Genomic DNA, 13,749 nt, shown 5'->3' on the forward strand with positions numbered 1-13,749 from the left:
GCGAAAGGCCAGGTCGGCGCAGAAGCTGCAGCGCGTGCCGATCTCGGCAGCGCAGGCGTGCCGCCAGCGGCGCTCACAGCCTGGGAAGAGTGGATGCCTGGGGTCCTGGCATCCACTCCCCCACGCGCCGGCTCAGACCGAGAAGTACTTCGCCTCGGGGTGGTGGAAGACGAACGCGTCGGTGGACTGCTCGGGGTGCAGCTGCAGCTCGTCGCTGAGCTCGACGCCCATGCGCTCGGGGCGCAGCAGCTCGACGACCTTGCGGCGGTCCTCCATGTCGGGGCATGCGGGGTAGCCGAGAGAGAAGCGGGCGCCGCGGTACTCGAGCTTGAACAGGCCCGCGGTGTCGGTCGGGTCCTCGGCCGAGAAGCCGAGCTCGGAGCGGATGCGGGCGTGCCAGAACTCGGCGAGCGCCTCCGTCAGCTGCATCACGAGGCCGTTGAGCTCGTAGTAGTCGCGGTACTTGTCCTCGGCGAAGAGCTTCGCGGTGACGCTGTCGATCGCGGCTCCCGCGGTCACCAGCTGCACCGGCAGCACGTCGACTTGCCCGGACTCGCGCGAGCGCACGAAGTCCGCGAGGTTCAGGTGGCGGTCGCGGCGCTGGCGCGGGAAGTGGAAACGCAGGCGGTCGGTGCCGATCGGGCCGCCGCTGCCGCCGTCGGGCGCAAGCAGGCCGGGCACGCCCAGCACGCCGGTCGGATCGTCGGCGTGATGCAGCACGACGACGTCGTCGCCCTCCGACACCACCGGGAAGTACCCGTATGCAACCGACGCGTCGAGCATGCCCTCGGCGAGGATGCGGTCGAGCCAGTACCGCAGCCGCGGGCGTCCCTCGGTCTCGACGAGCTGCTCGTACGACAGGCCGTCCTCGCAGCGGCCGGGCTTCAGCCCCCACTGCCCCATGAACGTCGCCCGCTCGTCGAGGAATGCGGCGTAGTCGTGCAGCGCGATGCCGCGGACGATGCGGGTTCCCCAGAACGGCGGCGCCGGGACCGGGTTGTCGGAGGCCACGTCCGACCTCGCGGGCATGGCTTCGGGCTCGGTCAGCGTGAGCTTGGAGCCGGCGGCGTGGCGGCGCTTCTTGAGCTCGGGCAGGCCGACCGATGCCGGGTCCGCACCGCGCGCGATCTTGACGAGCGGCTCCATGAGCGCGAGGCCCTCGAACGCGTCGCGCGCATAGCGGACCTCGCCGTCGAACAGGCCGGCGAGGTCGTCTTCGACGTAGGCGCGGGTCAGCGCCGCACCGCCCAGGATCACCGGCCACTTCTTGCCGAGACCCCGGGAGTTCAGCTCTTCGAGGTTCTCCTTCATCACGACGGTCGACTTCACGAGCAGTCCCGACATGCCGATGACGTCGGCGTCGTGCTCCTCGGCGGCGGCGATGATGTCGGCGATCGGCTGCTTGATGCCGAGGTTGATCACGTCGTAGCCGTTGTTCGTCAGGATGATGTCGACGAGGTTCTTGCCGATGTCGTGCACGTCGCCGCGCACGGTCGCCAGCACGATGCGGCCCTTGCCCGAGGCATCCGATTTCTCCATATGGGGCTCGAGCAGCGCGACGGCGTTCTTCATGACCTCGGCGGACTGCAGCACGAACGGCAGCTGCATCTCTCCGGCGCCGAACCGCTCGCCGACGACCTTCATGCCCTCCAGCAGGTGGTCGTTGATGATCGCGAGCGGCGCCATGCCTTCGGCGCGCGCGAGGTCCAGGTCGGCCTCGAGCCCCTTGCCCTCGCCGTCGATGATGCGGCGCTGCAGGCGCTCCCCCGTCGGCAGCGCGGCGAGCTCGGCCGCCCGCTGGTTGCGCAGCGCGGCCGTATCGACGCCCGCGAACAGGTCGAGCATGCGCGCCAGCGGGTCGTACGTGACGTTGCCGTCGGCGTCGTACTCGCGACGGTCCCAGACCAGGTCGAGCGCGACCTTGCGCTGCTCGTCCGAGATCGAGGCGAGCGGCACGATCTTGGCGGCGTCGATGATGCCGCTCGTGAGGCCCGCCTGCACCGCTTCGTGAAGGAACGCCGAGTTCAGCACGCTGCGCGCGGCCGGGTTGAGGCCGAACGACACGTTCGAGACGCCGAGGGTCGTGTTGATGCCCGGATACTTCGCGGTGATGCGGCGGATCGCCTCGATCGTCTCGATGGCGTCGCGGCGGGTCTCTTCCTGTCCCGTCGCGATCGGGAAGGTCAGGCAGTCGACGATGATGTCGCTGACCCGCATCCCCCAGTCGCCCACGAGCTCGTCCACGAGGCGCGACGCGATGCGCTCCTTGTCGTCGGCAGTGCGGGCCTGGCCGTGCTCATCGATCGTGAGGGCGATGACGGCGGTGCCATGCTCTTTGACGAGCGGCATGATGCGACCGAATCGGGATGCCGCACCCGCCCCGTCCTCGTAGTTCACCGAGTTCACGACCGGGCGGCCGCCGATGAGCTCCAGGCCCGCGCGGATCACGGCGGGCTCCGTCGAGTCGACGACCAGCGGCAGCGTGGAGGCCGACGCGAAGCGCGAGACGATCTCGCGGATATCGGCGACGCCGTCGCGGCCCACGTAATCCACGCACACGTCGAGCAGGTGCGCGCCGACGCGGATCTGGTCGCGGGCGATGTCGACACAGTCGTCCCAGCGGCCCTCGAGCATCGCCTCGCGGAACGCCTTCGAGCCGTTCGCGTTGGTCCGCTCGCCGATCGCGAGGTACGAGGCATCCTGATGGAACGACACGTGCTGGTACAGCGACGCGACACCGGGCTCGATCGCGGGATGCCGCTCGCCCTCGGCGCGCAGCGGGCGCAGCCGCTCCACGACCGCCGCGAGGTGCTCGGGGGTCGTGCCGCAGCATCCGCCGATCAGGCCCAGGCCGAACTCGCGCACGAACTGCTCGTGCGCGGTCGCGAGCTCGGCGGGCGTCAGCGGGTAGTGGGCGCCGTTCGCGCCGAGCACGGGAAGGCCGGCGTTCGGCATGCACGCGATCGGCACGGTGGCGTGCTTCGAGAGGTGGCGCAGGTGCTCGCTCATCTCGGTCGGGCCGGTGGCGCAGTTGAGGCCGATGGCGTCGACGCCGAGCGGCTCGATCGCGGTGAGCGCGGCGCCGATCTCGGAGCCCATGAGCATGGTGCCGGTGGTCTCGACGGTCACCTCGACGAAGATCGGAAGCCGGATGCCGCGGCTCACGATCGCCTGACGACAGCCGTTGATGGCGGCCTTGGTCTGCAACAGGTCCTGGCTCGTCTCGACGAGGAACGCGTCGGCGCCGCCGTCGATGAGGCCCTCGGCCTGCAGCGCGAACGTCTGCTTCAGGTTGTCGTAGGTGGTGTGACCGAGGCTCGGCAGCTTCGTACCGGGTCCCATCGACCCGAGCACCCAGCGCTCCCGTCCGTCGGCGGCCTCAGCCGCCTCGACCCGCTCCCGCGCGATGCGGGCGCCGACCTCGGCCAGCTCCGAGATGCGGTCGACGATGCCGTAGTCGTCGAGGTTGGACCAGTTCGCCCCGAACGTGTTCGTCTCGACGGCATCCACCCCCACCTCGAGGTACGCGTCGTGGATCGCGCCGACGACGTCGGGCCGCGAGACGTTGAGGATCTCGTTGCAGCCCTCGAGCCCCTGGAAGTCGCCCTCGATCGTGAGGTCGTACCGCTGGAGCATCGTGCCCATGGCGCCGTCCGCGATGACGACCCGGTGACGCACCGCGTCGAGCAGGCGCTCGGCGCGCTCGGGGCGCGGGACGCCGTCGATGTCGAGGGCGAAGCGGGGCGCGGAGGTAACGGCAGTCACCCCGCGATTTTAGTCGCGGCGCGCCGCCCCGGCCCCGTTCGTGACGAGGCGCCGCGGTCGGCCTGGGCCCCCGGCATCCCGTCGATAACGCGGTTTCTCGCCGAACGACCACGTCGATGACGGCGACAACGTGGTGTCTCGGCGAGAAACCGCGTTGCGGACAAGAAGGGGTGCGAGCACATGCAGGCGGCCGCAGGCGGCCGCGGGATCAGGCGTTCTTGGCGTCGCGCCAGCGCAGCCACTCCTCGACGAGCTCGAAGTCGAAGTCGGGGCCCTTGAAGGCGAACGTGATCAGACGCGCGCCCGCCGCGTACAGGGCGTCGGCGTGCTCGACGCCGTGCCCATAGACCTCGTTCGAGATGACGAGGTGCGAGGTGTCGCGCTCTTCGCGCTCGGCCCAGCGCTCGATGACCTCGACCTTGCGGGCGATCTCGTCGGGGGCCACGAAGCTGTGCCAGATGTCGGCGTGGCGGGCGACGAGGCGCAGCGTCTTCTGCTCGCCCTTGCCGCCGATCATGACCGGGATCCTGCGGGTGGGCGCCGGGTTGAGCTTCGCCCAGCGGGCCTCGATGCGCTCAAGCCCTGCGGCGAGGTCGTCCAGGCGCGAGCCCGGGGTGCCGAACTCGTAGCCGTACTCGTCGTAGTCGCGCTGGAACCAGCCCGCGCCGGTGCCGAAGATGAAGCGACCGGTGTCGCCGCCCTTGGCCGAGATGTGGTCGATGGTGCGGGCCATGTCGGCCTGCAGATCGGCGTTGCGGTAGCTGTTGCAGTTGACGAGGGCGCCGAACTCGACCCGCTCGGTCTGCTCGGCCCACGCGCCGAGCATCGTCCACGACTCGAAATGCAGTCCGTCGGGCTCGCCGGACAGCGGGAAGAAGTGGTCCCAGTTGAAGAGGATGTCGACGCCGAGGTCTTCGAGCCGGCGGACGGCGTCGCGGATCCCGTCGTACGGGGTGTGCTGGGGCTGGATCTGCACGCCGAAGCGCACGGGGGTATCGAGGAGGGGCATGGGGAAAGACTAGGGCCGTGCCGAGGGGTGCTTCCTCGATTGAGGGGATCTGCCGGACTGCGGACCCGATCACGCGATCGGGTCCGCAGCTCGGCTGCGATCCTCAGCTGAGGACACGGGTCAGGCCTGGCGCGACCGCACCGCCTTCAGTGCGGCATCCGTCGTGTCCCAGATCGCGACCGCGACGATCACGAACCCGACGATGGTCGCGACGATGTTCTGCACCGTCTCACCGTCGGCGCCGTCGATGATCGACGGGAAGAAGTCCGGGTTGATCAGGCGACCCTGTGCCAGCAGCCACAGCGCCGGCACCGCGATGATGAGATTCAGGATGCCGTCGGCCACGGCCAGCGGCACGGTCCAGCGCCCGACGCCGTACACGGCGATGGCCAGCACGGCCTCCAGGGCCATCACCAGGAACAGCGCCATGATCCACCACGGCCACAGCCCGTCGTCGAGGAACGACAGCCCGGGCTCGGTCGGCACGAGACCGATGAAGTGGTCCCAGAGCACGACGCCCGCCATGATCAGCAGGAACCCGATCGACGCGATCATGTCGCCGAGGCCCGCACCGCGCTGCCGCGGTTCGGGAAGCCGGTCGGGCGTCCAGGGACCGGCATCCATCGTCTCGTGGCCGGTGCGCTCCAGCACGACGAACACGAGCGTGGTCCAGAAGGCGATGTGCAGCGCGGCCGTCAGCACGGCGACGACTGCCGACCCGATCGTCTCGCCCACTGTCGCACCGCTCAGCACCTGCCCGAGCGCGACGCCGAACGCGACGCACGGCAGTACGATCCACAGCAGCAGCTTCAGCAGGCGCCACCAGTCGAGGTAGTAGCGCGGACCGATGAGGTGCAGCTGCCGGCCGGTGTACCCGGCCGCGAGCACATCGGGGTCGCCGAGGTCGGTGAGAACGGCGCGTTCGGCGGACTCGGCATCGGCACCGTCGGCGATCCGCGCCTCGATCTGGTCGTCGATGGATCCGCGCAGCTCGGCGGCGAGGTCGGAGCGCTGGTCTTCGGGGACGGTCCGCATCGCGGCGTCGACGTAGCGGTCGGTGAGGCTTTCTGTGATGGTCATGGCGTTCTCCGTGTGTCAGAGGTCGTTGTCGAGTCCGTCGATCGCCGTGGCGATCGCCCGGAAGTCGTCGGTGAGGGCGCGGGCCAGGCGCTGCCCGGCATCGCTGGTGCGGTAGAACTTGCGGGGCCGCGCCTCGTCGGTGTTCCACTCGCTCGTGAGGTACCCCTGCTTCTCGAGCCGGCGCAGCAATGGGTACAGGGTGTTGGCATCGGTGGGGAACCCGTGGTCCCCCAGCTCTTCGAGCAGCCCGTAGCCGTACCCCGGCGTCTCGAGCAGGCGCAGGCAGGCGAGCACGACGGTGCCGCGCCGCAGCTCCTGCAGGTGCGTCTCGAGGATCTCGGTTTCGCTCATGTCTCACACTTTACTGTGCGTCACACACTATCGTCAAGGACACATTGTTCTGAGGTTCACTTGCGCTGTTCGTACGCCGAAACGCGGATTCTGCGTACAAACAGCGCAAGTGAACGGGGGTGGGAGGCAGGATGGACGCGTGAGCACCGACACGCCGCTGCCCCCGCTGGACGACATCCTCGGGTCTGCCCGCGTGGTGGCATTGCCGCTCGCGACGCGGTTCCGCGGCATCGACGTGCGCGAAGCCCTCGTCTTCGAAGGCCCCGAGGGCTGGTCCGAGTTCTCGCCGTTCACCGAATACGACGACGACGAGGCGTCGACCTGGCTGGCGGCGGCGATCGAAGACGCGTGGATGCCGCGGCCCGCTGCCGTCCGCGACACCGTCGGCGTCAACGCGACCGTGCCCGCCGTGCAGGCATCGGCGGTGCCGGGCGTGCTCGCGAGGTACGACGGATGCCGCACCGCCAAGGTCAAGGTCGCCGAGGCCGGCCAGCGCCTCGCCGACGACATCGCACGCGTGCGGGCCGTGCGCGAGAGTCTCGGCCCCGAGGGCCGCGTGCGCATCGACGCCAACGGCGGCTGGAACGTCGACGAGGCCGAACGCGCCCTGCACACCCTGGCCGAGTTCGACCTGGAGTACGCCGAGCAGCCGTGCGCGAGCGTGGACGAGCTCGCCGAACTGCGCCGTCGCGTGAAGTACATGGACATCCCGATCGCGGCCGACGAGAGCGTGCGCAAGGCCGCCGACCCGCTCGCGGTCGCCCGCGCCGGCGCCGCGGACCTGCTCGTGATCAAGGTGCAGCCCCTCGGTGGCGTGCGCCGCGCGCTCGAGATCGTGGCCGAGGCAGGACTGCCCGCCGTCGTGTCGAGTGCGCTCGACACCTCGATCGGCCTGTCGATGGGAGTCGCGCTGGCAGCATCCCTCCCCCACCTCGACTACGACTGCGGACTCGGCACGGCGTCGCTGTTCCTCGCGGACGTCGCCGACCCGCCGCTCGTGCCGAGGGAAGGGATGCTGGCGGCCGGGCGCGTGACGCCCTCGCCGTCGCTGCTGGCCGGGCATGCGGCGCCGGCGGACCGGCGGCAGTGGTGGCTGGACCGGGTGGCGCGGTGCTACGAGGTTCTCAGCGCGGCGGCGTGAAGCCGGGGCGTCAGACGGGGTCGACGAGCGCCGTGGCCAGGCGTGCGGTGCGCTCGTTGACCAGCGTGTGGGTCTCTTCCGGCCCGAGGCCGCTCATCACGGCGAACGCCGCGGTGTCCTCCCACGTCTGCAGGATGAGCCCGGCGAATTCGGCCGCCGGCACACGCAGACGGAACCCGTAGGTCTGCGCGAGGTTCTCGATGAAGGAGCCGACGCGCTCGACCAGGCCCGTCTGCCATTCGATGTACGTCTTGGCCAGCCGAGGGTCGCGCATGGCCCGGGTGCGGATCTCGCTCGTGAGGAGGATGCCCTCCTTCTTGTCGAACGCCACGTCCAGCAGGCGCCGCACCAGGTCACCCGGCTCAAGCTCCTCGCCGCGCGCCTGCAGCGCCGCGACACGTTCGGCGACCTCGTCGATCTTCTCGCCGGCGACCCGTTCGGTGAGGGCGAGCATCAGCTCGTCCTTCGTCTCGAAGTTGGAGTAGAACGCGCCGCGCGTGAAGCCGGCCCGCTCGCAGATCGCCTCGACGGAGGCGGCATCCACCCCGACCTCGGCGAAGACGAGCGCCGCGGCATCCAGCAGCTTCTGCCGGGTCGCCTCACGACGGGGGGACGTGACGGCGGTGTCTGCCGTCTGGGTGTCGGTCATCGGTTCTCCTCTCCGCCAGTCTCACACGGACTACTCAGGTTCGGGCGGCGAACCCGCCTTACGATACACTCATGTATCCGATACAGCGCTGTATCGACAGTTCCCGAACCTCTCACACCTAGTCCCGGAGGAAGCGCTGTGTCGACTGTCCTGTATGCGCTCGGCCGCTGGTCGTATCGTCACCCGTGGCGCGTGCTCGTCTCCTGGCTGCTGCTGCTCGCTCTCGCCGGCGGCGGCGCCCTGGTGTTCATGAAGGGCACCGACAACGCGTTCACGATCCCCGGCACCGAGGCCCAGGAGGGCATCGAGCTGCTGGACCGCAGCTTTCCGCAGGCGAGCGGCACGAGCGCGCAGATGGTCGTGGTCGTCGCGGACGGCGACGACGTCACGGCCGACCCGTACAAGACCGAGATCGGCGACGCCGTGTCGCAGTTCGAAGACATCGACGGCGTCATCGCGGTGACCGACCCGTATGACGAGATGGTCAGCGGCATGGTGGCCGAGGACGACTCGGCCGCGATCGTGCGCCTGCAGTTCGACGGGCAGTCCACCGATGTCTCGGACGAGACCAAATCTCAGCTCGAAGACGTCGCGGCGGACCTGCGCGACACCCTCCCCGCCGGGTCGCAGGTCGCGATGGGCGGCGACCTGTTCTCGATGTCGGTGCCCGCACTGTCGATCATCGAAGCGGTCGGCGTGCTCATCGCCCTCTTCGTGCTCATCGTGACGTTCCGCTCGTTCGCGGTCGCGTGGTTCCCGCTGGTGTCGGCGCTCATCGGCGTGGGCCTGGCGATCGCCCTCATCTACGTCTCGACGGCGTTCGCGTCGATCTCGTCGACCACCCCGATGCTCGCGATCATGCTCGGGCTCGCCGTCGGCATCGACTACGCGCTCTTCATCGTCGCGCGACATCAGGACCAGGTGCGCGCCGGCGAAGAGCCCGAGGAATCCGCCGCGCGCGCCACCGGCACCGCGGGATCCGCCGTCGTCTTCGCGGGCGTGACGGTGCTGATCGCGCTCATCGGCCTCGGCTTCGCCAACATCCCGTTCCTCACCACGATGGGCATCGCCGCCGCCGTCGCCGTCGCGATCGCCGTCGTCGTCGCCATCACGCTGACCCCGGCGCTGCTCGGGTTCGCCAAGGGGCGCGTCGCGGGGTGGGGGCACGGCCGGAAGCGCCTCGGGATGCCGCTCCCCAGCCGTCGCCGGAGGGCCGCCGTCGACGCGGCCGAGACCGCGAACGGGGATGCCGCGGATGACGCGGATGACGTGGCGCACGACGGGCCGCCGGCGCCGGCCGCCAAGACGCCCAACCGCTGGGTGATGCTCGTGACGAAGCATCCCCTCATCACCACGCTCGCGGTCATCATCACGCTCGGCGTCGTGGCCGTCCCCGCGGCGAGCCTCGCCCTCGCGCTGCCCAACGCCGGCCAGCAGCCGGAGTCGAGCCAGGCGCGGCAGGCTTACGACCTCACCGCCGAGCACTTCGGGCCCGGCGCGAACGGCCCGCTCATCATGACCGGGACGATCGTCACCTCGACCGACCCGCTCGGCCTCATGGCCGACCTGAAGGCCGAGATCGAGAAGGTGCCGGGCGTCAAGGAGGTCGCGCTGGCGACCCCGAACGAGACGGCCGACACCGGGCTCATCCAGATCGTGCCCGAGACCGCGCCGGACGACCCGGCGACCGCCGACCTCGTGCGCGCGCTGCGCGACCTCGCGCCGGAGCTCAAGGACGAGTACGGCGTCGATCTGCTCGTCACCGGCTTCACCGCCGTCGGCATCGACATCTCGGATCTGCTGGGCGCGGCGCTGCTGCCCTTCGGCATCTTCGTCGTCGGGCTGTCGCTCATCCTGCTCATGATCGTGTTCCGCTCGATCTGGGTGCCGCTCACGGCGGCACTCGGGTACCTGCTGTCGGTGCTCGCCGCGTTCGGCGTCGTCGCCGCGGTGTTCGAGTGGGGCTGGGGTGCCGACCTGCTGCACGTCGACAAGACGGGCCCGGTCATCAGCTTCATGCCGATCATCCTGATGGGCGTGCTGTTCGGCCTGGCGATGGACTACCAGGTCTTCCTCGTCAGCCGCATGCGCGAGGACTATGTCCACGCGCGCCGGGGAGCGGCCGGTCACGCCACGCGCAGCAACCGCGACATCGCGATCGGCGCCGTCCGCTCGGGCTTCACCGCCTCGGCCCGCGTCGTCACCGCCGCAGCCGTCATCATGTTCGCGGTCTTCGCCGCGTTCGTCCCCGAGGGCGACTCGTCGATCAAGCCGATCGCACTGGGACTGGCCGCCGGCATCGCGATCGACGCGTTCCTCGTGCGCATGACGCTCGTGCCCGCGGTCATGGCCCTGCTCGGCGACAAGGCGTGGTGGATCCCCCGCTGGCTGGACCGCGTCCTGCCCCACTTCGACATCGAGGGCGAAGCGGTCGAGCGCGAACTCTCGCTCGCGGAGTGGCCCGAGCCGGACACGACCGCGGTCGTCGTCGGCGAGCTTGTCGGCGTGCAGGCAGATGGCGGACGCGCACTCGGCGACGTCGCGCTCTTCGACCGCGCGACCTTCCGGGTCGAACCGGGCGGCACGCTCATCGCGACCGGCGATCCTCGCGCGACCCGGGCCTTCGCCCTGGTGGCCGCCGGCCGCCTCTCCCCGACCGATGGACGGCTGCGCGTCGCCGGGCACCTGCTGCCCGAACGCGCCGCCTGGGTGCGCGCGCACGTCGGCCTCGCGCTGCTGGGCGACGCAGAGGACCGCATCGACGGTCTGCGCCGCGCACTGGCAGGACGCGCCGAACTCGTCGTGATCGACGGGGTCGACGCACTGGACGCGGCCGAGCGCGACCAGGCCGCCGCGCTGCTGCGCGACCACACAGCCGCCCTCGCGGCGCGGGCCACCGCCGCGCGCACGCCGGCGCTCACGCTGGTGCTGACCTCGCGCACCGACAGCGCCGCCCTGGCGCTGCTCGCCGACGCCCACCGCTCCGATCTGACGACGCTGCCGCTGCAGGCAGGCGCTGCCCTCACCACCACTCCCGCAGAGGTGAACGCATGACCCCGAACTGGATCACCACGACCACCGAGCGCGCGCGCTCCCGTCGACCCGTCACCTGGCTGACGCTCATCGGCGTGCTGCTGCTTCCGGTCGTCATCGGCGGAATCCTCGTCGCCGCGCTCTACAATCCGACCGAACGACTCGACAGCCTGACTGCCGCCGTTGTGAACGAGGACGAGCCCGTCACGATCGACGGCCAGATGGTGCCGCTGGGCCGGCAGCTCACCGCGGGCCTCGTCGAGGGGTCGGACGACGTCGACAGCAACCTGACGTGGACGATCTCGAACGCCGACGACGCGGCAGCCGGCCTCGCCGACGGCACGTACGCCGCCGTCATCACGATCCCCGAGAACTTCTCGGCCGCCGCGACCTCGACGCAGCCGGGCGAGACGCCCGAACAGGCGACCATCAAGGTCACGACCCCTCCCGACAGCCTCATCGTCGACGACGCCATCACGTCGCAGGTCGCGTCCGTCGCGGCATCCAGCATGGGAACCCAGCTGTCGCAGGTCTACCTCGAGAACGTGTTCCTCGGGTTCACGACGCTGGGCGACCAGCTCGGCACCGCTGCCGATGGCGCGACCCAGCTCGCCGACGGCGCGACCCAGGCCGCCGACGGCGCCGCGCAGCTGCCCGCGGGCATCACACAGCTCGCCGACGGCAACACGCAGCTCTCCAGTGGTGCGACGCAGCTCGCCGACGGCGCCGCGCAGCTGTCGGGCGGCGCCACGTCGCTCGCCGACGGCGCGGGTCAGGTCGCCGGCGGGGCGACCTCGCTCCAGTCCGGGCTGACCACGATCGCGGGCAAGACGCGGGATGCCGCCGGCGGAGCGCAGCAGCTCGCGGACGGCGTGAACGCCGGCGCGACACAGCTCGAGCAGACCGGTCTCGTGCCCGACGAGCTGTCGGGCGCCGCCGGCGCCAGCGCTCAGGCCGCCGCGGGAGTCCTGGCGATCGCGCAGAACTGCGCCGCCAGCGGCGCCGCCCAGGCGTACTGCGACACGCTCCTGACTGCGGCGCAGGGTGTGGATGCCGCGGCCTCCGGCACGTCGGCAGGCCTCACCCAGTTCGACACCGAGGCGACCGCCCAGATCGCCGGACAGTTCCGTGAGATCGGCACGAACGTGTCGACCCTCAGCGGCGGCCTCACCCAGCTCGCCGGCGGCATCGACCAGTCGGCCGACGGCGCCGGCCGGCTCGCGACCGGAGCCACCGGCATCCAGGACGGCGCGGGTCAGCTCGCGACCGGAGCGACGGGCATCCAGGACGGCGCGAACGGTCTCGCCAGCGGAGCCACGCAGCTCGCCGACGGTGCGACGCAGGCCGCGAGCGGCGCAACGACCCTCGCCGACGGCGTGGCGCAGCTGGCCGACGGCACCGCCACGCTCGCGACGGGGCTGCACACGGCTGCCGACTCGCTGCCGTCGTACACCGACCAGCAGGCCACCGACCTCGCGACCGTCGTCGCCGACCCGGTCGACGCCGACGGTGCGGGGTCGTCGCTGTTCGGGGCCTCGGCCATCCCGCTCCTCGCCACGCTCGCGCTGTGGTTCGGCGGACTCGGCACGTTCATCGCTCTGCAGGCCGTATCGCGTCGCGCGCTGACCTCGCGCAAGCCGTCTGCGCTGCTCGCGCTGCGCTCGTACGCGCCCGCTGCCGGCATCGGCGCCCTCCAAGGCCTGCTGGTGGCCGGGGTCGTGCAGATCGCCGCGTCGTACTCGTGGAGCGAGTGGTGGGTGTTCGCGGGGGTGAGCATCGTCGCGGGCATCGCGTTCGCCGCGGTCAACCAGGCGCTGGTGGCGGTGTTCGGCGGTGCGGGCCGCTGGATCTCGGCCCTGGTCGGAGTGCTCACCGTCGCGACCGGCATCGTCTCGACCGTGCCCGGCGTGCTGTCGAGCGTCGCCGCCCTCATGCCCACGTCGGCCGCCTACCAGGGGATGGTCGCCGCCCTCACCTCGGCCGGAGGACTGGGTGCCGCGTTCGCGGGCCTGGTGATCTGGACGCTCGTGTCGCTCGCGGTCACGATGCTCGTGGTCGCCCGCCGTCGGACGACGTCGGCGCGCGCGCTGCTGAAGGCGACGCCCATCACCGCCTGATTCCGCTGTTGCCCCGAGCCGGTCTGCAGGCCAGGATCGAGGCGTGAGCTCCCCCGACGACACTGCCTCGCACGGCAGCGCGAAGCTTCCGCCACGGTGGTTCATCCGCACCGCGTGGGTCGTCCACCGCGGGCTCTATCGCGTGTCCGGCGGGCGCCTGGGGCTGCGCGAGCCCACCCCCGCCGTCTGGGGCATGATGCGGCTGCACACGGTCGGACGCCGATCGGGCACGCCGCGCGTGGCGATCCTCGCCTACTTCGAGGACGGCGACGACCTCGTCACGCTCGCGATGAACGGCTGGGGCGACCCGCCTCCGGCATGGTGGCTCAACCTGCAGGCGATGCCGACGGCCGAGGTCGATCTGCCCGGCGGGCGGCGCACCGTGGTCGCCCACACCGCGGCCGGGGCCGAGCGCGAACGGCTCTGGGCCGTCTACCGCACGCTCAACGGCGGCGACGACCTCGACGCGCACGCGGCGCTGCGCAGCCGCGAGACGCCGGTCGTCGTACTGTCACCCGCGAACTGACAACTGACGCGGACGGTTCCGGCGGGTCGGGGTCGTCGGGGGAGAGTCGGCCCGACCCGCCGGAGTCTGTGGGACGGG

General features: G+C 70.9%; 9 protein-coding genes. 4 read left to right on the forward strand and 5 right to left on the reverse strand.

All coding sequences use genetic code 11. From position 1 onward, the window contains the following. Positions 1–132 precede the first annotated feature (132 nt). The 4 genes from metH to IF188_RS01330 all read right to left on the reverse strand — a co-directional run bounded on the left by metH (position 133) and on the right by IF188_RS01330 (position 6,205). Complete coding sequence (metH, locus tag IF188_RS01315) at positions 133–3,765, reverse strand: methionine synthase (protein ID WP_191169972.1); 3,633 nt, start codon at positions 3,763–3,765, stop codon at positions 133–135. Between the two features lie 208 nt (positions 3,766–3,973). After that, on the reverse strand, positions 3,974–4,774 hold the full coding sequence (locus tag IF188_RS01320; RefSeq protein WP_191169973.1) for an LLM class F420-dependent oxidoreductase: 801 nt from the start codon (positions 4,772–4,774) through the stop codon (positions 3,974–3,976). 120 nt (positions 4,775–4,894) lie between these two features. After that, positions 4,895–5,854 carry a permease prefix domain 1-containing protein gene (locus IF188_RS01325; RefSeq protein ID WP_191169974.1) on the reverse strand — a complete coding sequence of 320 codons (960 nt, stop codon included), beginning with the start codon at positions 5,852–5,854 and terminating at the stop codon, positions 4,895–4,897. 15 nt (positions 5,855–5,869) lie between these two features. Next, positions 5,870–6,205, reverse strand: a complete 336-nt coding sequence (locus tag IF188_RS01330; protein ID WP_191169975.1) for a PadR family transcriptional regulator — start codon at positions 6,203–6,205, stop codon at positions 5,870–5,872. A gap of 139 nt (positions 6,206–6,344) precedes the next feature. Here IF188_RS01330 and IF188_RS01335 point away from each other — a divergent pair, with 139 nt between their 5' ends. After that, the gene (locus tag IF188_RS01335) at positions 6,345–7,346 is read left to right on the forward strand and encodes an o-succinylbenzoate synthase (protein WP_318152706.1); all 1,002 of its coding nucleotides are present in this window, start codon (positions 6,345–6,347) and stop codon (positions 7,344–7,346) included. A gap of 10 nt (positions 7,347–7,356) precedes the next feature. Here the strand turns inward: IF188_RS01335 and IF188_RS01340 are convergent, their stop codons facing one another. Beyond that, positions 7,357–7,995 (reverse strand): TetR/AcrR family transcriptional regulator, encoded by a 639-nt coding sequence (locus IF188_RS01340; protein ID WP_191169977.1) that lies wholly within the window; start codon positions 7,993–7,995, stop codon positions 7,357–7,359. A 138-nt stretch (positions 7,996–8,133) separates the two neighbouring features. On the opposite strand from IF188_RS01340, the gene IF188_RS01345 reads away from it, so the two are divergent. The 3 genes from IF188_RS01345 to IF188_RS01355 are packed head-to-tail and all read left to right on the forward strand — an operon-like array spanning position 8,134 to position 13,671. Further along, the gene (locus IF188_RS01345; RefSeq protein WP_191169978.1) at positions 8,134–11,049 is read left to right on the forward strand and encodes an MMPL family transporter; all 2,916 of its coding nucleotides are present in this window, start codon (positions 8,134–8,136) and stop codon (positions 11,047–11,049) included. Beyond that, complete coding sequence (locus IF188_RS01350) at positions 11,046–13,145, forward strand: YhgE/Pip domain-containing protein (RefSeq protein ID WP_191169979.1); 2,100 nt, start codon at positions 11,046–11,048, stop codon at positions 13,143–13,145. Before IF188_RS01345 ends, IF188_RS01350 begins: the two co-directional genes overlap by 4 nt. 43 nt (positions 13,146–13,188) lie before the next feature. Then, on the forward strand, positions 13,189–13,671 hold the full coding sequence (locus IF188_RS01355; RefSeq protein WP_191169980.1) for a nitroreductase/quinone reductase family protein: 483 nt from the start codon (positions 13,189–13,191) through the stop codon (positions 13,669–13,671). Positions 13,672–13,749: the final 78 nt, after the last annotated feature.

This window comes from Microbacterium helvum (assembly GCF_014779795.1).
Taxonomy (GTDB): Bacteria; Actinomycetota; Actinomycetes; order Actinomycetales; family Microbacteriaceae; genus Microbacterium; species Microbacterium helvum.